The following is a 22,462-nucleotide window of genomic DNA, read 5'->3' on the forward strand; positions in this document are numbered from 1 at the left end:
GCCGGCCGCATCGGCAGAACTATGCAGATCGCCCTTGGCGTCAGACCAAGCGGTGTTCGTAGGCGAACGCGGTGGCCGCCGCCCGCGACGACAGGCCGAGCTTGGTGAAGATGTTCGCGACGTGCCGGGCGACCGTCTTCTCCGAAAGGAACATCGCCTCGGCGATCGCACGGTTCGTGGCGCCGGTCGCCACCGCCCGAAGCACCTCGACCTCCCGCAGGGTCAGCCCACCGGGGCGAGCGGGCACGTCGGACCGGCGGGTCAGACGGTCCATGCGCCCGATCTCCGGTACGGCTCCCAGCTGATCGAAGATCCAGCGGGCCGCTCCGAATTCGAGCTCGGCGCTCTCGTGGTCGCCCAGGGCACGGCAGGCAAGGGCGATCAGGGTGCGGCACCGGGCCGCGTCGTAGGGAGCCGGAATCGCCTGGGCCAGTGAACAGGCCCGGCGCAGGCAGGGCAGCGCCGCCGCAGGGTCGCCCTCGGCGAGCCGGACGGCTCCGATCGCCTGCTGGGCGGCCGTGTCGAGCAGCGGGGCTGACCGGCGGCCGGAGACCTCGACGAGCTCCTCGGCCGCGCGCCGGGCCGCTTCGACGTCGTCGGCGGCGAGCGCGATCTCGACGTACGCGGGCAGCAGGCGCACGCGCAGTGACGGACGGCTCGCCTCGTCGACGGCGCGGCGGATCGCGGCGAGCGCCGCGCCGGTTCGCCGTTCGGCCAGGCGGAGCAGGGCGAAGCCCGGCTGTGGGTCGTGCCCGACGCGAAGCGCCGCCTGGTAGGCCCTTTCGGCGGCGGCGAAGTCGCCACGCAACCGCAGGAGTTCACCGTGCTGGTAGAGCGCCATCCCGGTGGCCGGGTCATGGGCGAGGGCCTCGGCCTGCGCCCGGGCCCGGGCGACCTCCGCGTCCGCATCCGGCCAGGAGCCGGTGAGCTGGAGGATCTCGGCACGGTGGACGGTGCACTGCCCGCGGTAGGGAACGAGGTCGGGTTGTGCGGCGCACCACCGGCTGAGCGCGCTGGTCCACTCCCTGCTGCGGTGGATGTCGAAGACGTCCCGGCAGGTGTTGATGACCGCGCAGTAGACAAGGCCGACCAGTTGCGGCGAGACGTCCGCGGCGGTGGTCACCCGGACCATCACCTCGTCCAGTTCGGAGAGTCCGGCTTCGACATCACCGCCGCCCACCCGGGCCTGGCCGTGCGCGTTGTGGGCAAGGACGGCAAGGTCGGCGTCGCCGAACCGCCCGGCGTACTCGATCGCCTGCTCGGCCACGGCGAGCGCCGTCGGCAGTTCGTTGCCGAAGAACGCGGCCATGGCGCGGGGCACGAGCAGGAACCCGGCCCACACCGAATCGGTTACGCCGTGAGCCTCGAGGACGCTTTGCACACGGCCGAACCAGCCACCGCCGCGGGCCGCCTCGCCGCGCAACGTGAGGGCGAGGGCCAGCCAGTACGCCACCCTGCACGCACCGTCGACGTCACCCGCGCCCGCGTAGGCGTGGTGCGCCCGCTCGCGTGCGGCGTCGGACTCGGCGTCATGGCCGGTCAGGAACGCGGCGAGCCCCCACCGCTCCAGGTCTACGGCGGTGAGGTCGCCGTCCGCCGCCGCAGCGGCGAAGAGATCACGGGCGGCGCCCCATCGATGCTGGGCGTACGCGGCACGTGCCGCCTCCGGTCCTGCCGTCACAGCGGGATCATATGCGGGGCGATACCACGGGGGTCGATCCGTGGGCGGCGTCTTATGGTTCCGGGATGAGCAACTCCGCTGCGTCCGCTGTCCTCACCACCGGCGACCTGTCTGAAGCGACACGTGCGGTGCGCACCTTGCTGGACCTGGCGGACCTCGGTCAGGCAGAGGTCGATTTCGAAGCCGTCGTCAGGTCGCCGGGTGTTCTGGCCCAAGTGCGTCACGTGCTGCCTGATCTGCAATGGTGGGCGCTGGCCGGCAAGGAGCACGGTTCGGCGGAGGCCGGTGACGACCCGGCGGAGTGCCTGCCGATCCGCGTGTTCGACTGGTGTCGTCCGCTGGACCGCGCCGAGCCCTTCATCGCCGCTCTGGGGCCGGACCCGGCGGCCGTCCGGTGGGATCTCAGCGCCTGGCCCGCGGTTCCCGAAGCGGGACTGGAGAAGATCTCGCAGAAGTACGCGTACCTCACGCTGAGCGTGAATTCCCGGGATCTCTACCAGGACGAGCCCTCGCAGGACCATACGGTCCATGTGCACGTCCGGGATGGCGACGGCGACCAGATCGCCCGTGTCCACTGGTTGGCCGCTCGAGTGGGTGGTCGATTCACGGGCAGGGTGGAGTTGGCACCTCTTTAGCAGCGGGCAGGGCGGCGGTCACCGACCCGGCGCTGATCGGTGGGTTCTACAACATCGCGTAACGCCTCCGTGCCCAGGAAGCAAGCGCCGGTCACCCGAAGGTGTGATGCTGCGGCGCAGATGCAGGAACGGTCCTCCTGACGACGTAACGTCATATGCCGGTCGATCATGGCCGGTGGCAACCCGCAGGACGATGACGGGAGAGGACGGCATCACGCAATGACGGAGACGGACTGGAGTGAGCAAGGGCTGTGCAGGAAGGCCGACCCCGACGCCCTGTTCGTCGAGGGGGCCGAACAGAACCGCGCCAAGGCGCTGTGCAACGGCTGCATCGTCCGCACCGAGTGTCTCGCCTACGCCTTGGACCAGCGCATCGAGTTCGGTGTGTGGGGCGGCATGACCGAGCGAGAACGTCGTGCCCTGCTGCGGCGACGGCCGACGGTCACGTCCTGGAGGCGTCTGCTGGAGATGGCCCGGGTGGAGCACGGACGCACGGGCGCCGTCACCGCGGGGGTCCGACAGGCGAGTTGAGGCGATCGCAGGGCGCGAGGGCGTGGGTGCGAGGACATCGACGGCTGGTCGTGTGCCCCCCCCGGAGCCTGCACCCGGGACGGTAGATCCGCACCGGCTCCACGCGCTGCTCCACTGACCTACCGGCAACCGAAGGGGCCCTTCAGGCAGGGAAGGGGACCGGGCCGTGCGCGGCCGCTGTTCTGCCGTTCCAGGCGTCTTGGGCGCTGGCACGGGCGGGAAAGCGGTCGAGCAGACCGCCCGCCAGCAGCACGAAGTCGATTATCATACTGCTGTGCACGACGCGAACCCAGCCCTGCCGGGCTCTGCAGTCGTCCCACGCCGCCGCCAACGGCTCCAGGATGCTCGTGTCGGAGAAGGTCACTTCACGGAGGCCGACCTGCCATGGCTGACGGTCTGATCATGATTCGTCCTGCCGCGTGAGCGTGTCGCCCAGTCGGACCGTGCCGGGTTCGAGGACATCCAGGTACACCCCGAGGCATGCCAGCCGACCCAGGTCGAAGACCGGTATCCGGTGTTCGCGGGCGATCGCACGCATGATGCCGGGGTCGGCCTTCAGCTCGTCGTGGCCCAGCGTGGGTACCACGCAGCGAGGCGTAGGCACCAGCACGCGAAACAGCGCCTCGCCCACGCGCAGTCGCCGGCCCTGCCAGCCGTCCTCCGCAAAGGCCGGTAGATCGCCGGTGTCCACCACCAGGTTCGGCCGGAAGCGACGCGGATCGAAATCGCCGGCGGGATAGACGGATCGGAGCTTTGCCAGCGAGGACGTGGTGACCAAGTGGACACGGCCGTGGTCGAAGAACGTTCCCGACGCGACCTTGCCGACAGTGATCTCCTCTCCTGTGCCGTCCACGGACGCCGTTGCTCGCACGGCATCCGGGACACCGCCTTCGTACTTCGGCACAGCACGCTCCAGCGTGCTGTGAGCCGGCGCGCTCGATGAGACAAACACCCGACGGCCCAGCAGCTTGGACAGCCGGGCATCCAAGTCAGGATTCCCAACCGTGACGGCAGTTCCGTCAGGCAGTTCGACCTCCGTGGTGTCATCGTCGGCTACCCGGCTTCGACAGCCCAGCAGATGCCCCCACTTACGCGGGTGCTTGGCACTCCCGATCGAGCCTGTCTCATCGAGAACGGCGTGAGTCCGGTCCCCAGACAGTCCCGCATGAGTCACCACCACGGACGCCAGTGCCTCGCCCAGCATGGACTTCACCGGATACCGGCATAACGCCGTCACAGTTCCCATGGAGATCAATTATGGTGTTGCCCCCGGCTCCACAGGCCAGAACCGTGAGCCGCGCGACCGCCTCGACACTGGCTCGCCATCATGTCTGCTTCAGGAACAAGACAAGCACTCAGCTTGTCGTTCAACCTCGGCGCTCGATGAGACGGGCGAGTGAATCTGTAGGCCGGCAAAGCCATCGCAACAATGGGTCGGTGACCACGAAGTAGTGGGCGCTGACCCAACCTCGTTCCTTGTCCAGGATCTGTGGGGCCTCATCGCGGTAGACGTAGCGGAGATAGCGGCGGCGGATCGGCGCTCCTGCTATCAGGAGTACTGGTGAGGCGACAAACATGGCCAGCGGGACCAGGGCCTTCACGGCCGTGCGCTTGCCTCTCTCCTCATAACGCATGAGCTCAGTGTGCTGGTCCTCTGTGTCGCTCGTCAGCCCGTTCTACTGGGTTTGGTGCCCGCCTTGTGGTGGGTGGGACGGCTGTATGCCTCGCCGGTGGCGAGGACGCGTCCCACGTCATGACGGATGGCCGGACAGCGGTTCTTCGAGCCGAGCGGTCGACCGGGGCCAGGGGGAGATGGTTTCGGTGCACCGGCCCGCGAGCCGGTCTTCGTGTGGAGGTTCCTGAACCTTCTGCGGACGCGGGCGGGTGTGCGGTTGTTCGGCGGAGCCGGTCTCTCCCAGGGGCGTCGGAGATCGGTGGCCAATGGACGAGCGAGCCGGAGCGGGGCATAGGCGGCGATCACGAGCCATGTCCACACCGGTTGGCCGCCTCCTGGCTGCGAAGCCGCGACTTGGTCCACCCCAGCGTCTGCTTGAACAGACGGAAGTGAAAGGCTCGCCGGATGGACCATGCGTTCGATGCGCCTCCTGTCGACCGGGAACTTCTGGACCTCGCTGTGCGCTTGGCGGGTCGTGCCGGGCAGATGTCTGCGGAAGCTTTCTTCGCTGGTGACTGGCACAGCCGTCGCAAGGAGGACGGCAGCGAGGTCACCGAGATAGATGTGGCCGTCGAGGACTTCCTCCGGGCCGAGTTGAGCAACCGGACGCCGGACGATGGGATCTTCGGCGAAGAGGGAGGCGCGACCAGCGGGTCATCGGGACGGCGATGGATCATCGACCCCGTCAATGGCACCACCTACTTCACCCATCGGGTGCCCCTGTTCACGAACGATCTCGCCTACGAGGACGAGCACGGGCCCGCCATCGGTGTGATCAACATGCCGCTGAGGCAACAGATGGTCGTCGCGGGCCGCGGTCTGGGCTGCTGGGTGCTGCCGGGTCCGGACCCGGACCTGCGGTCGGGCCGCCGTGCTCACGTCTCGGGGCGGACCGCCCTGGGCGGGGCGAGGACGCTGATGCACAACCCGGCAGGCTGGCCGGAGGAACTCCTTTCCGCTCTCCACCGTCGGGTCTTCCTCATGCCTTCGACGGGCATGATCGCGGCCCTGGTGACCGGGTGGGCCGATGCCGGCGTGATCGCCGGTCCACCGATGGGTTACGAGGACGTGGCTCCGATGCCGGTCATCGTCACGGAAGCCGGCGGCCGGGTGACCGACCTCGGAGGAACGTCCGTACTGCAGGGAGACATGTCGGTGCTGGTCACCAACGGTCAATTGCATGAGGACTTCCTGCAGTTGGTGAAGGACTTGCCGCGCAGTCGCGATTGGCAGGCCCTCGCCAATGAGGAGTAGGCCCTGCGCAAAGCCGGAGCTCAATCGGAGAGCGGAGGCCATAAGCCAGATGACCGCGCCGCGAAGGTGGAGTGTCGCGAGATAGCTCTCGGGGGTCCTGTTCATACCGGGTGGCGAGGTCGCGCCACGCCTTCAACTTGTTGATCACACGCTCCGCCATGGTGCGCTCCCGGTAGAGCACGGCGTCGTGGGCCATAGGCCGCCCGCCGTAACGCCCCCTCTTCCTGCGGTTGGCTACCTGATCAGCTTTCTCCGGGATGACCCCGGCTGTCGGCGGCGTGCCCGGAGGCAAGCACGAAGGACTGCCCACGTCAAAGCCATCTCGCAGAAGCCTGATCGCGGCCAGCGCACTTGGAACCGTCCGGTCGGCTGGCGGCTCGCCCCGAGGCCAGACGAGCTGCCCACCGATCCACACCGTGCGCAGCCCGGCAGCCCGGCAGCCCGGCCCCCTGCAATGTCGTGCTCGGGATCGTCGCCGACCATCCAGCCACCAGCGCCAAGAGCCGTCCCGCACCGTTCGGCGGCCAGTTGGAGAATCCGGACATCCGGCTTGCGGACACCGACTTCACCGGAGACGCAGCAGGCGTCCACCCGCTCACCCAGACCCGAGCGCTGGATCTTCGCCAGCTGGTGGTCAGCCATCCCATTGCTCACCATGCCCACCCGCCAGCCCGAAGCCCGCAGTTGAGACAGACCCTCCAGCACCTCCGGCTCGCATCGAACCAGGTCCGGCATCCGGGCACGGAACCCGGCCCACAACTCCCCAGCGCACTGCGCCAGCCCGAAGTGTTCCCGCACCTCACGAAAGAACTGATCACGAGCCCTGAGGCCCTGCCCGTCCGCGGCGATCAGCCAGCGCACCGCCTCGCGCCCGAGCCCTCGGTCGTCGGCGAACTCCATTGCCCACGCCGATAACGCAAGCTGGCGATCAACCAGAGTGTTGTCAAGATCAAAAAGCGCCAGCCGCTGCACAGATGCCCCCAGAGCCCGCCCGATCAGGCCCTGTCCGTTCGGCGCGAGGTGGGGCCAATTGCCGCTGCCAGATCATGGCATGGAGATCGCCAACTGTGGTCAACTCGCGCTGTCATCCGGGCCACCGAAAGTTGCTGAAGCCAGGTCATAGGGAGCGGTGGGAATCAGAACTCGGGACGCTCGTGCGGGAGGCGCGAGGTGAGGTCGCGGTCGGCGGGGGCTCAAGCCCAGATCCAGTCGGCCGTGTCGTCCTGACCGTCGTCGGGAAGTCCCACGTAGTGGCGCAGGGCCGCCCGGGTGTCGGGCAGCCGGCGGCTTCGAAGGCCTTCTTCGAACTTCTTCCCATACGCGTTCCAGACCTCGGCCTTCGCCAGTGCTTGGAGGAGGCGTTGTTGCCCCTCGGTGAGCTCGACGAAGGGGGGAGTTCTGTCGCGGAAGCTCTCCTTGACGGCCACGGCCAGGGCGGTCCGCGCCGTCCAATCCGTGTGGTGGCGCGGCATCGCCGGCAGGCAGTCGGCCACGCCGCGGATCACGGTCTCCCGGCCGTGATCCGCGAGTGACAGAAGAGAGCGACTGGTGTACCCGGGGAGGTCGCCTTCGTTGAAGTCGACGTCCGGCTTCGGGGGATCGGCCGCGGCCGCAGAGAGTTCACTGATCACACGCCCGGTCAGATCTCTGCCGAGTCCGGTGGTGTCCTCCGCGCTCCCGATACGCGCTAGTGCGGTCGCTGCCGCCCAGCGGATCAAGGGGGCAGAGGCGTCCAGGTGAGGGCCGAGTCGGGCCCTGAGGGTGATGTCGCCGAGCAGGCCGACCGCCACCAGGGTTGTTGCCGTCACCGTCACGGAATCCTCGACCCGTAGGCGGTCAAGGAGACGGGGCAGCACGGCAGCCGCTTCTTCGGGGAACCAGGCCGACAGATAGGCGGCCCGGGTCCTGATGACAGGGTCGGGATCATCCAGGAGGGAGAGGAGGCTGGACAGTTCTGCCCGGACGGCGTCGTAGGAAAGCAGGGCGCTGGCTCGTGAGTCCATCAGGCGCCCGGCGGCCCACTCCGCTCGGATGTTCCTGATCCTGTTGCGCTTCCCCTCGTCCGGTTCGGCGGCTATCTGCTCGTCGTAGAAGGCCAGCGCCTCGTCCAGGCTCACTGCGGCGACCGCCGTGCGCCAGGCCTCGACGTCGATGCCGGCAGGAAGGTCGTATTCGTCGTGCCAGTCGATCGCGAGTCGGGTCAGCAGCGTCAGGACCCTGTCCCGGACCGTGTGGGGTCCCGCCAGGGCGATACGAGCCAGGAATGGCACCGCATGTGGTGACGCGGAGTATCGCGTGCCCTGGTGAAAGATGTTGCCGAACAGGGACGTCATGGCACCTTCGCGGGCGACCTCGTCGTCACCGCACAGTTCGGTGAGCTGTTCGGGGACGTCCTGTGCTCTCCCGTATGCGTGTCCCAGCTCAGCCCAGTCCACCTCGTGCAGGCCTTCCAACAGGCCCCTCTCACTGCTGATCACGCGCCGACTGTCGCACACGCCACTGACATTGAGCTGCTCAGCCCCGGGCCGTCCTCTCACCCGGTCGGCCCTCGCCACGGCCGCAACCCTCGCTGGCTGAGCGTGAGAGATCCCTGCAGTTCTCGGCAGGCTGCGCCTCACTGGTCCTGCGGATCACCCGCTGCCACCCCGAACAGCCCGGCCGCATTCAGGCAGCGGCATCCTCTGCACCGCGGAGGCAACTGGATGGCGCACAGCCTTCCCCTCGATCCCTTCATCTTCGAGACCTCCGAGCATGCCGTCGCCTGATCTCCCTCTCCCACTAGGCCATCTCTTCACCGGGGCCATCGACACCCGAGCCGTCGACACCCGAGCCGTCGACTTCATCCGGCCCAGCGACGCCGACCGGTCGAGCTCGTCCTCGACGATCGAAGGCGGCTCTGACCTGAGCGGACGTAGGCCGGGGCTCTCGGCGGCGGCTCGAGTGCTGTCGGCGACGCACCGATCGCGTTGGCCGGCCGCGAGGCCGTTCCATCGCTCTGGTTGCCCGTTCCCTGGTTGGCTCTATGCGGTCCATCTCCTGCGTCCGGCCTGTTCGGTGAACGCTGTGGCGAGGGGCGGCCGAGTGCCCGGCGCAGGTGTCACGCGTCGCGCAGGGCGGGGCTCCCGAGCAGTGCCGAGGCGACCTGGAGGGGGGTGAGGGTTCTTGGAGCCTGGGGTGCGGCGGCCTCGGGACGGCGGTGGCAGGTGAAGCCGAGGTGGGTCATGGCGCGGGTCACCTCGCCGCCGGTGAAGTCGCGGCGGTCCTGCCGGGTGATCACCTCACCCACCTGCATCACGGGATAGCGACGGCGGCCGATGGTCACGGAGTCGCCGCTGACCGGTTCGGGCCGGACCCCGGCCATGGCGGCCAGCACTCCGTTCCTGGTCAGTTCGAACGGGTACCGGGCGATGACGCAGCGCATGGTGCCTCACAGGGAGAAGGCGGAAGGGGGGACGGCGACCGGGCGCGGAGCGCCGAGGACGTCACGGAGGCGGACGCGGTCGGTGTAGGCCAAGCTGTCGCGGTGCGCGACGAGTTCGGCCCGGGAGACCGAGCCGGTGCGCTCGTCGTCCGCGTCGCACAGGAGCAGGCGCGCCACCCCGGCGCTGACCATGACGGACAGGGCCACCTCGACGGTCATGTCGTCACCGACCCGCAGCTCGGTCGAGTCGAGGTGGTGGGCCCTGGTCGCGGGACCGGAAGCGGGAGCGGTGTGGCTGGGACGGGTCTGAACGGGTGTCACGGCTGCCTCCTGCGGCACGAGTGGATGTGGGGCATGGGATGGCTCCGATCCGGCGGTCGGCGCCGGCCGAGTGGCGGGCCGCCTACCCGTCACGCTGCGCGTCGTGTTCCCGTGGACCGGCCTGGGGCCGACGCCGAGGTGCCCGCCGCGGTCCGGCGGGTGGGTTTCACGGCCGGCGCGGCGATGACAACCGGCACGCCCGACGGGGCCTGGGCGCCCGTGATGCGGCTGAGCGCCGCCTCACCCGAACGCACCGCGGTGATCGTCGGTTTGATGCCGGCCGTCGCCATCATCCGGGCCACTCCCCGGCGTTGGCCGGCGGTGACGAGGGTGACGACACTGCCGGACGCGCCGGCCCGGGCCGTACGGCCGCCGCGGTGCAGGTAGTCCTTGTGGTCACCCGGCGGGTCCACGTTGACGACCAGGTCGACGTCGTCGACGTGGATGCCGCGCGCCGCGACGTTGGTGGCCACCAGCACCGTGACCTGACCGTCCTTGAACTGGGCCAGTGTGCGGGTGAGTTGCGGCTGGGACCTGCCGCCGTGCAGGGCGGCGGCATGAACGCCGTTGCCGAGGAGGTGCTCGGTCAGCTTGTCCACCGCGTGCTTGGTGTCGAGGAACATGATCACTCGGCCGTCTCGCGCCGCGATCTCGGTGGTCGTGCGGTGCTTGTCCGCCTCGTGCACATGGAGGACGTGGTGCTCCATCGTGGTGACGGCGCCCGCCGAGGGGTCGACCGAATGGACCACCGGGTCACTCAGGTAGCGGCGCACGAGCAGGTCGACGTCGCGGTCCAGGGTGGCGGAGAAGAGCATGCGCTGACCGCCGGGACGCACCTGGTCGAGGAGGGCGGAGACCTGGGGCATGAACCCCCTGTCGGTCATCTGGTCCGCTTCGTCCAGGACGGTGACGGCGACGTCGTGCAGGCGGCAGTCACCCCGCTCGATGAGGTCCTTGAGCCGCCCCGGTGTCGCGACGACGACCTCCGCCCCGTCCCGCAGCGCACGCGCCTGCCGGTCGATCGACATCCCGCCGACCACCGTGGCCAGCCGCAGCCGCATGGCGCGGGCGCACGGGGTGAGCGCGTCGGTGACCTGCTGCGCGAGCTCGCGGGTGGGCACGAGAACGAGGGCCAGCGGCTGCCGCGGCTCGGCGCGCCGGCCCGCGGTACGTGCCAGCAGGGGCAGGCCGAAGGCGAGGGTCTTTCCCGAGCCGGTACGGCCACGGCCGAGGATGTCACGGCCGGCCAGGGAGTTCGGCAGAGTGGCCGCCTGGATCGGGAAGGGCACGGTCATGCCCTGGTGGCGGAGCGCGGCCAGCAGGGTTGCAGGCATGGCGAGTTCCGCGAACACCTCGACCGGGGGAAGCGCCGGTTCGATCGTCTTCGGAGGCTCGAACTCGGCGTGTGCAGCGGGAGATGGGACTCCGCGGCCCTGGGGACGGATGCGGGTGTGGGTGCGGCCCGCCGTCGGGTTCACGGAGCGGTCGTACGAAAACGGGGTGCGGGCGGCGAGTGATGAGCGAGCTCGGTTCATGCGGAACCTTCCTCGATGCGGGCGCGTATCAAGGAATTCCCGCAGCACGTTGAACGGTGCAGAGAATCGCCGGAACGTGCCGAAGGCAACGGGGGTGAATCCCCCGTGAAAAAGCAGCGAGCTGGGGCCCGCACCCCAAGGTGCGGGCCCCAGCTGCGAAAGATGCGTCAGAGCCGGTGTCAGGCCGGGACGATATTCTCGGCGGTCGGGCCCTTCTGGCCCTGAGCCACGTCGAACGAGACCGTCTGGCCTTCCTGAAGCTCACGGAAGCCCTGAGTGGCGATGTTCGAGTAGTGCGCGAAGACGTCGGCGCCGCCGCCGTCCTGCGCGATGAAACCGAAGCCCTTTTCGGCGTTGAACCACTTCACAGTGCCGGTGGCCATGTCATTTCTCCTTCGGAAACGGTGCCCGGAGGGGCCTGTGCGCCCTCCGTGTCGCCGTGATGATCAACCCGTCAGAGAATGAACCCTTTTGGCACACCACAACTGCAACTCTGAATCGACAGTAGCACGGCGTGCCCGATCATGGGGTCGGGAATAATTTCGTGAATTTCGTGTTTGAGCGCCGATTTACCGTCCTGCCCCGGCCAAAAGTCGGGCGGCCGTGCCGGCGGGCTCCCTGGGCGGTACGACAAGAAGCACCCAGCGTCCCACGGTCTCGCAGTCCAGGCTGATCAAGCCCGTGTCGTGGACGGCATCGGTCGACTCCACGGTGATCACGCGGCCGGGCGCCATCACGGTGCGGGGTGCGTGCGGCCATTGCGAGGCGTCCACCGTCACCCGCACCGTCGTGCCCCACTCGGGCTCCAACAGGGCCACGAGCGACGGCAGTTCGAGCTCCAGCGCATCGCAGCGCGGCCACCAGTCCCCGTCCAGCGGGCCATGGCCGACGTCCTGTGCGAGAACCAGGCGGGGCAGAGGCATGCGATAGGTGTGGGCGTCGTTCGTGGACATGGCCACGTACGCGGTGCGGCTGGATTCCGTCGTGCGGTCCCGTCCCCGAAGCCGAGTACGGCTGCCCGTCGCGTCACTCGCCGGGAACGGCACCGCATGTCGCGCTGCGCGAAGAGCCCTCGGTGCCCACAGGCTACCCCCGGTGTCCGGAGAAGGCAGCCGAGGAGACCGTCGCCGTGTTCCCGCGTCCGACCGAGTGCCGAGACATGCCGCGACACCCGTTACGACGTCTCGATGATGTGTCGATGTGTCGAACGCATCGGGACGAGCGGGCAGTTCGGCCGACCGGTCTTCGGAACGGGTGCAGGGGACCCCGACACCGCGCGCCTGCCTTCGCCGGGGGGCGCTCAGGCTCGCAGCAGGCGACCGGCGAGCTCCCGGTACTCGCGCAGGGCGAGGCGACATTCGGTGGACTGGGCCTCGGGGTCCAGGTCCGCCCAGCTCGCGCGGAGGGCTCGGCGCCGCTCGGCGAGAGCGTCGACCAACTGGGCCGTGGCTTCGTCGAACGCGCCCTCCGCCTCCTCCAGAGCCGCACGCGGGTTGTCCGCGAAGGCGTTGACGGCGTGACCGAGGCGGCGCACGATCTCTTCCCGCCCGTTCGGGGGGAGCAGCGGCTCCGGGCCCGTGGCACGGCGTCCACTGGGAGCCGAGGCCCCGTCCGCGGGCTGCTGGGCGCGTGTCTGGTCGTACATGGTCGTGTGTACCGCTTCCCTGGAAGTTGGGGCACCGTCCGAAGACGCCGTTCGCCTTCTCGACAGTTCGCTGCAGGCTTGAGGAGACTCTGTCGACGCAGCCCCTCCGGGCCCTGCGCCGTCCGGCCAGTCAACGTGCGACGACCACAGGTGTCAACGTGACGTCCGCCCGGAGGCGCGCCTGCCCAGGGCGCTCATCAGGAACACTGCGGTCTTACCCGCACGGGGAGTAGGGTGGGGACGGTAAAGGTGCGTGTGTCTACCCGACAGGTCGTCCCGAGCACACCACCATCCTCGGCGGCAGTCCGTGACCTCGGCCGCATCTCCGTTCCAGTGGCCTGGCCCGGGCAGGGCCGTTTCCGTGTCAACCAGCCCCAGACCTACGACGGCACCTTTCTCCTCCGCCGGACGGCCCGGCTTCCGCGCGTGAGGGCGGAGAGTGGCGGTGCCACGCCGGGTCGCGACTCACCACGCCCGACCTCGGCCTCTCATTCGTGCAAAGGCAGTTGGCAGGAGCCGTCATGAACACCGCACAACCACCCCCGCCTCCCTTCCCTGCCCCCTTGCGTCTGCGCCTGGTGCCCCAGGGTGCCCTGCCCAGGCCCATCGACGGAGCCTGGTGGCCCCGTTCGTACGACCTGCTCGCCGAACTTCCCAGCCTGCTCGCCGGATTGCCGCGGACGTGGGGTCACGTCACCAGCGTCACCGTCAACGGCGCGGTCTGGCCCACGACGGCGGGCCGGATGCTCGTGTCCAACCAGGTCGTACAACTGCACAGGACGCTTGCCGCGTCCGCCCCGCACACTGTCGTTCTGCTCGCCCCGGGCCAGGGACGCTGGGACCTGCTGGTCGTGCCTCCGGACACGACCGCGGAGGCCGCGGAACCGCTGATGGCGGCCGCGGCGGGCTCACCCACGGGAGGCTGACCATGGACACCGGCCAACGCTCTTCGCAGGCGCCCCAACTCGCGCCGCACGTCCACGGCCATGTGAAACCCGGTACGGCCGTCGTACGTCTGGCAACGACGGATGATCGGCAGGGCGTGCTCGACGGGGCGTGGTGGCCGCGCTCCCACGATTTCGCGGCCGAACTCCCCTCCCTGGTCTCCGCGCTGACCGCGCACCTGGGGCCGGTCACACGGATCGGCCTGGACGCGGCGGCCTGGGAGGAACTGCCGACGCGGCTGATCGTCGACGATCGTGTCGTTCGCGTCGACTCCTTCCCGGTCGGCGACGACACCGTCCTCGTCACCCGGGGCGAGGCGGACTATTTCTCTCTCCTCGTGATCCCGCCGGACGCCACGCCCGAATCGGCGCGTGCCGCCATGGCCGAAGCGGTCCGCGCCGACAATGCCACCCCGGCCGCGCAGATCCTCATCGACACCGGCGTCGGGATGTAAGAGCGGCCAGCCGCCGTGGGCCGGCCCACGGCGACCACCGAATCACACACCCCCGGCGGTCACAGTCGTCACCGTCGCCGTCCCGGTGTCGATGTCGGTGCCCGCCCGTAGCCTGGCGGGTATGTACGAGACCCGGCTCACACGGCACCTCAACGCCTCGCGTACGGCGGTCTACCGTGCGCTCACCGACCCCGAGGCGCTCGCGAAGTGGCGGGTGCCCGACAACATGACCAGCACGGTTCATGAGTTCGAGGCACGAGAAGGTGGTGCGTTTCGGATCTCGCTCACCTACACGACTCCCGGTGACACGGGCAAGTCGTCCGAGCACACCGACACCTACCACGGCCACTTTCGCAGACTCGTCCCGGACGAGATGGTGGTGGAGGTCTTCGCGTTCGAGACGGCCGATCCCGCGCTCTCCGGCGAGATGACGCTGACGACAACGCTCGCGGACGCGCCGGGCGGCGGCACGGAGGTGACCATCCATCACGAAGGCGTCCCGGACGCGGTGCCGCCCGCGGACAACGAACTGGGGCAGCGCATGGCGCTGGACAACCTGGCGAAGCTGGTGGAGAAGCCGGCCTCCTGAGGCCGGCACCGGCCCCTTGGGGCGAGCGAAACGTGGATGCGTCGGCTCAAGGAGCCGGGCAGCATCGCGGGGTGGCCGACCTGCTGTGGGATGACATGAGGTGTTTCTTCGACCCGGACCTGATGGGGTCGCTGCCGGACGTGCGTGTTCCGGGTGCGTCGACCTGCGGGAGCTGCAGGGGCAGGAGCGACTCGATGTGTTCTGCGACCTTCTTCGACAGATCGGGCGGCGGTTGGGCAAGCCGGTGCTGATGGATCCGGAGGGTGGTTACGGGCATCCGGTGCTCGGCTTCGATGTCGCGGCTGACCGCGTCGTTTGCCTCGCGGAGCCACTGGCGACGTGCGCGTCCCGCGCCGACGCCGACCCGTGACCAGGGGCCGGTGGTCAGGAGCTGACGGTCACCCTTCGGCCCGTGTGAACGGGGCCGTGCCAGTCCAGGCACAGGGTGGTGGCGTCGTCTCGTACGAACCCGTCGCAGGCCTCGCTGACCTCGGTCACCAGGGTGCGCACGACCTCGCGCGGGTGCTCGGAGGCGGTGGAACGGATGAGCTCATGCAGGTCGACCTTCGCCGCTTCGCGTTCCTGCATGCCGTCGGTGTAGAGCACCAGGCGGTCACCGGGGCGCAGGTCGAGGTCCTGCACCTGGTACGGGCCCTGCCAACGGACGCCGAACGGCAGGTTGACGGTCAGGCGCAGTTCCTCGACCTGGCCGTTGCGCAGCCGTAGCGGCCATGGATGCCCGGCGTTGACGAGCTGCGCGCGGGTGCCGTCGAGGGCGATGCGCAGGAACTGGCCGGTGGCGAAGGTCCGGCGGCCGTGGTCCAGAAGGGCCTGGTGGGTCAGGCGGGCCTGTTCGGCCAGGTCGACGCCGGAGCGGCGGGCACCCCGAGAGGCGTTGACCAGCAGGGTGGCCATGAGTGAGGCGTCGACGTCGTGGCCCATGGCGTCGGTGATGGACAGGTGCAGGGTGTCCTGGTCGAGGGAGTAGTCGTAAGTGTCACCGGCGATGTCGGAGGCCGGGACGAGAGCGCCCGCGAGCGCGAACTGGGCGGCTTCACAGGACGGGGCCGACGGCAGGAGCTGGCGCTGGATCTCGGCGGCCAGGCTCACCGAGGTGGTGCGGTTGCCCCAGTGGTAGAGGTCGGTGAAGCGGCGATCGGTGACGATGATGTAGGCCAGCGCGTGCCCGGCCTCTTCCACCTGCTTCAGCACGTCCTCCGTGACCTCGGGGAGGAACAGCTCCAGTACGCCGATGGCGTCGCCGCGGTTGGTGACGGGGGCGAGTACACGTTGTCCCTGCTCGCCCTCGGGCGCCAGCACCAGCTTCTGGGTGCGCAGGACCTCGTCGTACACCCCGCTGCCGCTGAGGGGGACCTGATCGGTGCGCTGCCCCAGCCGGGTTTCCGCCTCGTCGCTGACCCGCAGCAGGCGCCGGCCCACGACGTCGACGAACAGGAAGGACACGTACCGCGCGTCGAACCGGTCGCGCAGATTGCGTGCCACGACATCCAGGGAGCCCACCGGCGCGGCGTCTTCCGCCGCCGTGAGCACCTCGGCCAGTCCGATCCGATCGCTTGCCACTCCAGCCTCCCTGGGTCGGTAGTTCTTCTTCCCGCTGAGACGCCGGTATTGCATCCGAGCTGCGGATGAGGACTTCGTCCAGGGCGGTACGGGGCTACGACGCCGTTGGTGACCCCCGGTCCGCTGCCATCGGCCGCCGAGCAGGCCCGCACGCGCGACACTCCCTACGGTGGTCAATCACTGGGTGACCGAGAACTGCCGGAGGCGGATGTGACAGTCAAGCGACTCGGCCTGGTCGTCCACGGTGGGCGTCCCGAGGCCGTGGAGGCGGCCGGCGTGGTCCGTGCGTGGTGCGAGGAGCACTCCGTGCGGTGCGCGGACATCGACGTGTGGCACGACGGCGGGCGGCGCGGCGCCCGTGAGGAGGTCGCGGCCGCGGGCGATCCCGAGCTCGTCGTCACCCTCGGCGGGGACGGCACCTTCCTGCGCGGTGCCCGGCTGGCGGCGAAGAACGACGCCCTCGTCCTGGGGGTCGACCTGGGCCGGGTGGGCTTCCTGACGGAGGTGTCGGCCGCCGGGGTGCGGGAGGCACTGGACGCGGTGCGCGAGGAGCGGATCGGGATCGACAGCCGCATGCTGCTCGCCCTGCGGGCCTCCCGCCGCCTGGAGGTGCCGGAGCACATGGCGCCGTGGGTGCGGTACGGCCGCGGCCCGCTGCTGCCGCCGCCTCAGGTGCGCACCGACTGTGACGTGGATGCCGACTGGGGCATCCCGCTGGACGTCACGGCCCTCAATGACATCGTCCTGGAGAAGCTGGCCAGGGACCGCCAGGTCTCCGTCGGCGTCTACGTCTCCGGCCGCCTCCTGGCCTCCTACTCCGCCGACGCCCTGCTCGTGGCCACCCCGACCGGCTCCACCGCCTACAGCTTCGCCGCGGGCGGCCCCGTCGTCTCGCCCCGTGCCGAGGCCCTGATCTTCACACCGGTCGCCCCGCACATGGCCTTCAACCGCTCCATCGTCACCGCCCCCGACGAGCCGATCGGACTGCGCGTGCTGGAACGTTCGGGACCGGCGGCGGTCAGCATCGACGGCCAGCTGCGGGGCGTACTGGACCCGGGGGACTGGATCGGGGTGTACGCCGCCCCGCGGCGTCTGCGAGCGGTGCGGCTGGGTCCGATGGACTTCTACGGCCGCCTGCGCGAGCGCATGAACCTCACGGACGCCCCGGCCGCGGTGGCCGACGGGTCCCCGCCGCCGCTGTGGTCCGTGACGACGCCTCCGCCCGCGGACCTCGCCCATCTGGCCCTGCTGACCACCCCGGACGGCTCCTCACCGCTGTGGTGAGCGCCGCCACCACCGTTCCCCGTCCGGGTAGGACACCGGGGTGACGGTGACCTCCTTCATGCCCGGCCCCACCGAGACCGACTCCTTCCGGCGGGCCGACATGGAGGAGGACACCCGGATCGGTGCCATGGACAAGGACGACCCCGCCGACGTCGCACGCCAGGTCTTCGAGGCGCTGATGAAGGGCCGCAAGAAGGCCGGCCGTCACCGGATCGCTGAAGACCAAGGCCCAGGGCCTGCCCGACCGTCCCCGCCGGCCGGCGGATCAGCAGGGGAAGGTGCCGCTGTAGAGGGCGTGTCCGTAGGAGGAGCTTCCCGGGCCGAAGCCGTAGCTGCCGTCGTCGCTCCAGACCGCCTCCCGTGACCCGTTGGCGCAGGTCGACGCGGGTGCGATCGCGAAGCCCTCCAGGTTGTCGGTCGGCATGACGGCCGGATTGGTGTAGGTCACGTCCGGCACGATGGCGCCGGAGGCGTCCACCTTCAGGAAGGTGTGGGTCTCGCCGCAGGTGTTGTCGCAGGTCGCGACGATCCGCTGGGTTCCGGCGTCGAAGGTCACATCCATCACTGACGCCTTTCCGGTCGAGATCGTGCCGAACGTGGTGGACGTGCCGTCGGAGTTGAGGCCGTAGACGTGCAGCGTGCCGTCCCATTCCAGGCCGGCGAAGAACAGGCCCGAACCGTGCAGCGGGTAGTCCGCCGGGTCGTAGGCGGCGCCGGTGAGCGGGTCGATCCAGCCGCTGGCGGTGAGCCAGCTGTCCGGCACGTAGCCGACGCCCTCGAAGCCCAGGTTGGCGTCGTCCTTGCTGCCCGTGTCGAGCTGCGGGAACTGCGAGGTCATGTCCCACTGGTGGACCGGCGTCAGCGTCGATCCGGTCGCGGCCGGATCGAACTCCATGATCGTGTCCTTGGGGACGGTGTTGTCGGCGTTGTCCCGCTCGGAGGTCACGTAGAGGTGGCCGTTGGCCCCGACGGTCAGCCCCTCGGAGTCCGGCTGGCCGCTGCCGCCGGCGAAATGGATCTGCTTGCCGGCCGCGCTCCACGACGGGTCAGGGATCCACTTGCCGTTGCTCTTGACCAGCTTGAACAGCCAGTTCTTGTTCTTGGCGGCCCACAGTACCGACGGGTGCGCCGGGTCGAAGGCCAGCCCGCTCAGGTCACGGCCCTCGGGGCCGGTGGACGTGGTGAACGCGCAGACGTCGTCGGCGATCGTGACGTCGAGCCCGCCCGGCCAGGCCAGGGTGCCCGCCGGGGTGGAACCCGTACCGGAGGGCGCCTCGGGCGTGCAGCCGCTGGTCAGCGAGCCGCCGCCTCCCAGCAGGTGACCGCCGGTCCCGCCGCCACCGGTGCCGCCCGAGCAGGAGTTGGCGCTGCCGAGCGTGGCGGTCGTGGAGGTGGTGAACCAGCCGGTGCCGTTGGCGCAGCGCTCGTCCGACGGCTTGGCGCCGTCGGTCGCCCAGGTCACCGAGTCGACGGTGGTGCCGTTGCCGTCGAGGAGGAAGAGCGAGTCGCTCGCGCCCAGACCGAGGGCGGAGTCGAACGTGGCGTAGCCGCCCGCGGGGATGCTGGTCGTGCTCGGCGAGGAGGACGAGATCAGGGCGGGGGAGTGCGCGGTGTCACTGTCGACGTACTTCCAGGACCCGATGCTGACCGCGCTCGTTCCGCCGTTGTACAGCTCCACGGTGTCCGCGCCGTCCGAGGTGACCTCGTTGATCCGTATGCGGCTCGCCGCGGGGGCCGAGGCCGGGCAGCCCGTGGCGTTGGGGGCGCCGAAGGTGGTCACCGTGGTCGTGGTCACCCACGCCCCGGTGCCGTCGCCCCCGCAGCGCGCCATCGCCGGCTTCGCCCTGCCGGTGGCCCAGTCGACGCGGTCGACCACCGTGCCGTCGGCCGTGTAGATCACCAGTTTGTCCGCATCGCCGAGGCCCTTGGGCGAGTTGAACGTGATGAACCCGCCGGGCGCGATGGTACTGGAGGACGGCGAGAACGACTGCGGTGAGAAGCCGTCGTCGGACGTCTTCCAGCCGCTGACACTCACCGCGATCGCACCGGTGTTGTACAGCTCCACCGTGTCGTTGTTCGAGGAGGTGACCTCGTTGATGCGGACGTTCTGGTAGCCCGCCGGGTCCGCGGCGGCCGCGGGCTGAGCGGCCATCAGTCCGGTGGCGAGCAGTCCTGAGAACGTCAGAGCCGCGGCGCACACCGAGGCGGCGCCGACGCGTGAGGGTGAAGTAGGCACGAGGCGGAACTCTGGTGAAACGACGTTGAAACGGCGTGTACTCCGGCTGAATGCCGCCTGCTGGCCGTCGGAACGCCAGGCGATCGCGCCGGCCCCGCCGAACACGGCCACCGGCTGCCGTGAACGCCCGGCGGTGCATGTGGCCTCACCCCGCGCCTGCCTGACGGGCGCGAGCCGGCGTCCCTTCGGCCCGTCGCTGGAAGCCCGGGCCGTACCTGCCCTCCGCGATTCCCTGTACGACGCCGTCCACGGCCGTCCGCCGGGCCGCGTCGTCGGCCAGGGAGAGGGCCTGGTCGAGGTCGTCGCGCAGCCGCCGGGGCGCGTCCCGTTCCGGGCCGCTGGTGGTACGGCGCCACGTCGGCCTGCGCAGCCTGCCTCCCATGCCGTGCCTCCTCGTCTGTCCGTGAGCACGAGCATGACGGGGTGTCATGAGGCGGATGTCAGGGGAGTGTTCAGTGCGTGTAAGGGGCGTCGGGGCGTGACGGGAGCCGAACGGTGAAGCAGGCGCCGCCCTCGGGGGCCCGGCCCGAGGCGGTGATGGTGCCACCGAGCCGGGTGGCCAGACGGTGGGCGATGGCCAGGCCCAGACCGCTGCCGACGGGCCGCACCCCGCGGTAGCGGTCGGTGAGCGCGCCGCGTTCGAAGGCGACCGCGATGTCGGCGTCGGTGAGGCCGGGCCCGCCGTCGCGCACCTCCAGCACAGCGCCCAGTTCCTCCGCCCGAACGGCGAGGACGAGGGGCTTTCCGGCCGGGGTGACGCGCAGGGCGTTCCCGGCGAGACCGTCCACGAGTTGCCGTACCCGGAAACCGTCGGTGATCAGCGGCAGCGGGTGCGCCGGGCGTTCGACGCGGAAGTCCACGGCGTGCTGCGCGCAGCGCACCGACCATGCCTGCGCGGCCTCCGCCACCAGCGCGTCGAGGTCGACCTCGTCGTTGTCGAGCCGGAAGTCGTCGGCCTCCAGGCGGGCCAGGGCCAGCAGGTCGCCGACGAAGCGTTCGAGACGCTCGATCTCGCCGCGCAGGATACGGCCGGCCTCGGGCACCTCGTCGCCGGTGACGACCTCGTCGGCGAGGGCCTCGGCGTAGCCGCGTGCCGTGGTCAGCGGGGTACGGATCTCGTGGGACACGGAGAGCAGGAATTCCCGCTGCCGGTCCTCGCTGTGGGTCAGCGCCGCGTCCAGCAGGTTCAGCGCACCGGCCAGCTCCGCCACCTCCGCCGGGCCCTCGGCCGGCACGGTCAGCCCGCGCTCGCCCTGCGACAGGCGGTGCGCGGTGCGAGCGGCCGACACGAGCGGGCGGGCCAGGCGGCGGGCCAGCAGCGCACCGGCGAGGGCCGCGCCGGTCAGGCCCACGACGAACGGCAGGACGAGGCTGCCGCGCATGCGGTCGGTGGCCTCGTCGACGGCGCTCATCGGCTGGGTGAGGACCAGGCCGCCGCCGGTGGGCGTCGGCGCTCCCTCCACCAGCACCTCGCGGCCGTCGAGCCGTGCCGTCGCGGACAGTTCCTCCCCGGCCAGCAGCGCCTTGCGGCTCTTGGCGTCGACCGCGGCCGCCGCGGGCCCGTCCACCGCACCGGAGGGCCGGACCAGAGCGAGCCGGATGTCGTCGGCGCCGGCGATGCGCTCCTGCCGGTCGAGCATCCAGGCGGCGAGCGGGGGAGTACGGGCGAGGACCTCGGCCTGCCGGGAGAGCTGCCGGCGTTCCTGGGTCTCCGCGTTCGTGCGGATGACGCGCCAGGCGAACAGCCCGGTCAGCACGACGGCCACGGCTGCCACTGCGGTGGTGAGCAGCACGATGCTGCCGGTCAGGGAGCCGCGGCGGCCGGGTCGGCGCAGGGTGATCATCGGCCGTCGGCGTCCGTGACGCTGTAGCCGACCCCGCGGACGGTGCGCAGGGGGCTGGCGGAACCGAGCTTGGCGCGCAGCTGCGAGACGTAGACGTCCATCACGCGCGTGTCCCGGTAGCCGGCGTACCCCCACACCTGGGCGAGCAGCTGCTCGCGGGTGAAGACCTGGCCGGGGTGCCGCATCAGGAAGGCGAGCAGGTTGAACTCGGTCGTCGTCAGCTCCACCGGCCGGCCGTCGACGTGCAGGGTACGGCGGCCGGCGTCCAGCGCGAGACGTCCCACCCGGCGCACCGGGTGCTGCGGCGGTCCGGCGGCACGCCGCAGCAGGGTCTTGACGCGGGCCACCAGCTCCTGCGGCGAGAACGGCTTGGTGAGGTAGTCGTCGCCGCCCAGTTCCAGGCCGAGGATGCGGTCGGTCACCTCGTCCCGGGCCGTCACGAACAGCACGGGCGTCCAGTCGCCCTCCTCGCGCAGCCGTCGGCAGACCTCCATGCCGTCCATGCCGGGCAGTGCGATGTCCAGGACGACCGCGACCGGGCGCATGCGGCGGACGGCGGCCAGAGCGGCGTCACCGGTGCTCTCGACGTGCACGCCGAAGCCTTCCCGGCTGAGGTAGCGCCGCTGGAGGTCGGCGATGTTGCGCTCGTCCTCGACGACCAGGACGAGCCCCTTGCTCTCCGGCATGTGCCTCTCTTTCCGCAGCCCGGCCACCGATGCTAGCCACCTCCGGCCGGCCCGAGCGTCCGCGCGAACGGCCCTTACACACCCCGAACATGCGCCGAACCTCCGGCTCGTACGCCCCGGCCACGCTGGGACCGCCGATCAAGAG

Annotated in this window: 24 protein-coding genes and 3 pseudogenes; 9 read left to right on the forward strand and 18 right to left on the reverse strand. The window is 70.2% G+C overall.

Annotated features, from left to right (window positions below; all coding sequences use genetic code 11):
- Positions 1-40: 40 nt before the first annotated feature.
- Entirely contained in the window at positions 41-1,681 is a 1,641-nt protein-coding gene (locus tag M8J74_RS44775) for a LuxR C-terminal-related transcriptional regulator (protein ID WP_249835307.1), read from the reverse strand.
- A gap of 65 nt (positions 1,682-1,746) precedes the next feature.
- Here M8J74_RS44775 and M8J74_RS05490 point away from each other — a divergent pair, with 65 nt between their 5' ends.
- Together M8J74_RS05490 and M8J74_RS05495 are read left to right on the forward strand one after the other, a co-directional pair.
- A complete protein-coding gene (locus M8J74_RS05490) occupies positions 1,747-2,316 on the forward strand; it encodes a hypothetical protein (RefSeq protein WP_249835308.1) in 570 nt (189 codons plus the stop codon).
- Between the two features lie 219 nt (positions 2,317-2,535).
- Positions 2,536-2,847: a WhiB family transcriptional regulator gene (locus M8J74_RS05495; protein ID WP_249835309.1), complete on the forward strand. Its 312-nt coding sequence runs from the start codon at positions 2,536-2,538 to the stop codon at positions 2,845-2,847.
- Between the two features lie 142 nt (positions 2,848-2,989).
- Here the strand turns inward: M8J74_RS05495 and M8J74_RS05500 are convergent, their stop codons facing one another.
- From M8J74_RS05500 to M8J74_RS05515, 4 genes and pseudogenes are all read right to left on the reverse strand, one after another.
- Positions 2,990-3,211 (reverse strand): hypothetical protein, encoded by a 222-nt coding sequence (locus tag M8J74_RS05500; protein ID WP_249835310.1) that lies wholly within the window; start codon positions 3,209-3,211, stop codon positions 2,990-2,992.
- 36 nt (positions 3,212-3,247) lie between these two features.
- Positions 3,248-4,093: an MOSC domain-containing protein gene (locus tag M8J74_RS05505; protein ID WP_249835311.1), complete on the reverse strand. Its 846-nt coding sequence runs from the start codon at positions 4,091-4,093 to the stop codon at positions 3,248-3,250.
- 121 nt (positions 4,094-4,214) lie between these two features.
- Complete coding sequence (locus tag M8J74_RS05510; protein WP_249835312.1) at positions 4,215-4,481, reverse strand: hypothetical protein; 267 nt, start codon at positions 4,479-4,481, stop codon at positions 4,215-4,217.
- A gap of 32 nt (positions 4,482-4,513) precedes the next feature.
- Positions 4,514-4,911 (reverse strand): annotated as a pseudogene (locus tag M8J74_RS05515) (NF041680 family putative transposase); the annotation flags it as partial.
- Positions 4,912-4,927: 16 nt separating this feature from the next.
- Here M8J74_RS05515 and M8J74_RS05520 point away from each other — a divergent pair.
- Positions 4,928-5,776, forward strand: coding sequence for an inositol monophosphatase family protein (locus tag M8J74_RS05520; RefSeq protein ID WP_249835313.1), 849 nt, complete (start codon positions 4,928-4,930; stop codon positions 5,774-5,776).
- A 234-nt stretch (positions 5,777-6,010) separates the two neighbouring features.
- On the opposite strand, the gene M8J74_RS44970 is transcribed toward M8J74_RS05520, so the two are convergent.
- From M8J74_RS44970 to M8J74_RS05565, 8 genes are all read right to left on the reverse strand, one after another.
- Positions 6,011-6,748 (reverse strand): HAD family hydrolase, encoded by a 738-nt coding sequence (locus tag M8J74_RS44970; protein WP_372500113.1) that lies wholly within the window; start codon positions 6,746-6,748, stop codon positions 6,011-6,013.
- A gap of 221 nt (positions 6,749-6,969) precedes the next feature.
- The gene (locus M8J74_RS05535) at positions 6,970-8,253 is read right to left on the reverse strand and encodes a hypothetical protein (RefSeq protein WP_249835315.1); all 1,284 of its coding nucleotides are present in this window, start codon (positions 8,251-8,253) and stop codon (positions 6,970-6,972) included.
- A gap of 620 nt (positions 8,254-8,873) precedes the next feature.
- Entirely contained in the window at positions 8,874-9,197 is a 324-nt protein-coding gene (locus M8J74_RS05540; RefSeq protein ID WP_249835316.1) for an SCO5918 family protein, read from the reverse strand.
- Between the two features lie 6 nt (positions 9,198-9,203).
- Positions 9,204-9,518, reverse strand: coding sequence for a CBS domain-containing protein (locus tag M8J74_RS05545; RefSeq protein ID WP_249835317.1), 315 nt, complete (start codon positions 9,516-9,518; stop codon positions 9,204-9,206).
- A gap of 89 nt (positions 9,519-9,607) precedes the next feature.
- Positions 9,608-11,053: a DEAD/DEAH box helicase gene (locus M8J74_RS05550; protein WP_249835318.1), complete on the reverse strand. Its 1,446-nt coding sequence runs from the start codon at positions 11,051-11,053 to the stop codon at positions 9,608-9,610.
- Between the two features lie 179 nt (positions 11,054-11,232).
- Positions 11,233-11,436: a cold-shock protein gene (locus M8J74_RS05555; protein ID WP_058927560.1), complete on the reverse strand. Its 204-nt coding sequence runs from the start codon at positions 11,434-11,436 to the stop codon at positions 11,233-11,235.
- Between the two features lie 186 nt (positions 11,437-11,622).
- The gene (locus tag M8J74_RS05560; RefSeq protein ID WP_249835319.1) at positions 11,623-12,006 is read right to left on the reverse strand and encodes a DUF5994 family protein; all 384 of its coding nucleotides are present in this window, start codon (positions 12,004-12,006) and stop codon (positions 11,623-11,625) included.
- 347 nt (positions 12,007-12,353) lie between these two features.
- Positions 12,354-12,698: a hypothetical protein gene (locus tag M8J74_RS05565; protein ID WP_249835320.1), complete on the reverse strand. Its 345-nt coding sequence runs from the start codon at positions 12,696-12,698 to the stop codon at positions 12,354-12,356.
- 521 nt (positions 12,699-13,219) lie between these two features.
- Here M8J74_RS05565 and M8J74_RS05570 point away from each other — a divergent pair.
- The 4 genes and pseudogenes from M8J74_RS05570 to M8J74_RS05585 all read left to right on the forward strand — a co-directional run bounded on the left by M8J74_RS05570 (position 13,220) and on the right by M8J74_RS05585 (position 15,056).
- Entirely contained in the window at positions 13,220-13,624 is a 405-nt protein-coding gene (locus M8J74_RS05570; RefSeq protein ID WP_249835321.1) for a DUF5994 family protein, read from the forward strand.
- Positions 13,625-13,626: 2 nt separating this feature from the next.
- Positions 13,627-14,097: a DUF5994 family protein gene (locus M8J74_RS05575; protein ID WP_249835322.1), complete on the forward strand. Its 471-nt coding sequence runs from the start codon at positions 13,627-13,629 to the stop codon at positions 14,095-14,097.
- A 121-nt stretch (positions 14,098-14,218) separates the two neighbouring features.
- Positions 14,219-14,686 (forward strand): SRPBCC family protein, encoded by a 468-nt coding sequence (locus tag M8J74_RS05580; RefSeq protein WP_249835323.1) that lies wholly within the window; start codon positions 14,219-14,221, stop codon positions 14,684-14,686.
- A 71-nt stretch (positions 14,687-14,757) separates the two neighbouring features.
- Positions 14,758-15,056, forward strand: a pseudogene (locus M8J74_RS05585) (hypothetical protein).
- Between the two features lie 14 nt (positions 15,057-15,070).
- Here M8J74_RS05585 and M8J74_RS05590 read toward each other — a convergent pair.
- A complete protein-coding gene (locus M8J74_RS05590; RefSeq protein ID WP_249835324.1) occupies positions 15,071-16,267 on the reverse strand; it encodes a PP2C family protein-serine/threonine phosphatase in 1,197 nt (398 codons plus the stop codon).
- Positions 16,268-16,477: 210 nt separating this feature from the next.
- Between M8J74_RS05590 and M8J74_RS05595 the strand changes: the two genes are divergently transcribed.
- Positions 16,478-17,551 (forward strand): NAD(+)/NADH kinase, encoded by a 1,074-nt coding sequence (locus M8J74_RS05595; protein WP_249835325.1) that lies wholly within the window; start codon positions 16,478-16,480, stop codon positions 17,549-17,551.
- Between the two features lie 31 nt (positions 17,552-17,582).
- Positions 17,583-17,841 (forward strand): annotated as a pseudogene (locus M8J74_RS05600) (SDR family NAD(P)-dependent oxidoreductase); the annotation flags it as partial.
- Here M8J74_RS05600 and M8J74_RS05605 read toward each other — a convergent pair.
- The 4 genes from M8J74_RS05605 to M8J74_RS05620 form a co-directional block, all read right to left on the reverse strand.
- On the reverse strand, positions 17,817-19,787 hold the full coding sequence (locus M8J74_RS05605) for a lamin tail domain-containing protein (protein ID WP_249835326.1): 1,971 nt from the start codon (positions 19,785-19,787) through the stop codon (positions 17,817-17,819). The pseudogene M8J74_RS05600 and the gene M8J74_RS05605 sit on opposite strands and share 25 nt — an antisense overlap.
- A gap of 145 nt (positions 19,788-19,932) precedes the next feature.
- Entirely contained in the window at positions 19,933-20,169 is a 237-nt protein-coding gene (locus tag M8J74_RS05610; protein WP_249835327.1) for a hypothetical protein, read from the reverse strand.
- Positions 20,170-20,239: 70 nt separating this feature from the next.
- Positions 20,240-21,631 (reverse strand): sensor histidine kinase, encoded by a 1,392-nt coding sequence (locus tag M8J74_RS05615; protein WP_249835328.1) that lies wholly within the window; start codon positions 21,629-21,631, stop codon positions 20,240-20,242.
- On the reverse strand, positions 21,628-22,317 hold the full coding sequence (locus tag M8J74_RS05620) for a response regulator transcription factor (RefSeq protein ID WP_249835329.1): 690 nt from the start codon (positions 22,315-22,317) through the stop codon (positions 21,628-21,630). The genes M8J74_RS05615 and M8J74_RS05620 overlap by 4 nt, the downstream gene beginning before the upstream one ends.
- Positions 22,318-22,462: the final 145 nt, after the last annotated feature.

The sequence above is a fragment of the Streptomyces panaciradicis genome (genome assembly GCF_023516615.1).
Classification (GTDB): Bacteria; Actinomycetota; Actinomycetes; order Streptomycetales; family Streptomycetaceae; genus Streptomyces; species Streptomyces panaciradicis.

Excerpts from the sequence above, each read along its gene's own strand:
- M8J74_RS05495 (WP_249835309.1), top strand. The coding sequence starts at position 2,536 with ATGACGGAGACGGACTGGAGTGAGCAAGGGCTGTGCAGGAAGGCCGAC.
- M8J74_RS05520 (WP_249835313.1), top strand. The coding sequence starts at position 4,928 with ATGGACCATGCGTTCGATGCGCCTCCTGTCGACCGGGAACTTCTGGAC.
- M8J74_RS05565 (WP_249835320.1), bottom strand. The coding sequence starts at position 12,698 with ATGTACGACCAGACACGCGCCCAGCAGCCCGCGGACGGGGCCTCGGCT.
- M8J74_RS05490 (WP_249835308.1), top strand. The coding sequence starts at position 1,747 with ATGAGCAACTCCGCTGCGTCCGCTGTCCTCACCACCGGCGACCTGTCT.
- M8J74_RS05560 (WP_249835319.1), bottom strand. The coding sequence starts at position 12,006 with ATGTCCACGAACGACGCCCACACCTATCGCATGCCTCTGCCCCGCCTG.
- M8J74_RS05620 (WP_249835329.1), bottom strand. The coding sequence starts at position 22,317 with ATGCCGGAGAGCAAGGGGCTCGTCCTGGTCGTCGAGGACGAGCGCAAC.
- M8J74_RS05550 (WP_249835318.1), bottom strand. The coding sequence starts at position 11,053 with ATGAACCGAGCTCGCTCATCACTCGCCGCCCGCACCCCGTTTTCGTAC.
- M8J74_RS05570 (WP_249835321.1), top strand. The coding sequence starts at position 13,220 with ATGAACACCGCACAACCACCCCCGCCTCCCTTCCCTGCCCCCTTGCGT.
- M8J74_RS05510 (WP_249835312.1), bottom strand. The coding sequence starts at position 4,481 with ATGCGTTATGAGGAGAGAGGCAAGCGCACGGCCGTGAAGGCCCTGGTC.
- M8J74_RS05610 (WP_249835327.1), bottom strand. The coding sequence starts at position 20,169 with ATGGGAGGCAGGCTGCGCAGGCCGACGTGGCGCCGTACCACCAGCGGC.
- M8J74_RS05575 (WP_249835322.1), top strand. The coding sequence starts at position 13,627 with ATGGACACCGGCCAACGCTCTTCGCAGGCGCCCCAACTCGCGCCGCAC.
- M8J74_RS05505 (WP_249835311.1), bottom strand. The coding sequence starts at position 4,093 with ATGGGAACTGTGACGGCGTTATGCCGGTATCCGGTGAAGTCCATGCTG.
- M8J74_RS05615 (WP_249835328.1), bottom strand. The coding sequence starts at position 21,631 with ATGATCACCCTGCGCCGACCCGGCCGCCGCGGCTCCCTGACCGGCAGC.
- M8J74_RS05540 (WP_249835316.1), bottom strand. The coding sequence starts at position 9,197 with ATGCGCTGCGTCATCGCCCGGTACCCGTTCGAACTGACCAGGAACGGA.
- M8J74_RS05580 (WP_249835323.1), top strand. The coding sequence starts at position 14,219 with ATGTACGAGACCCGGCTCACACGGCACCTCAACGCCTCGCGTACGGCG.
- M8J74_RS05555 (WP_058927560.1), bottom strand. The coding sequence starts at position 11,436 with ATGGCCACCGGCACTGTGAAGTGGTTCAACGCCGAAAAGGGCTTCGGT.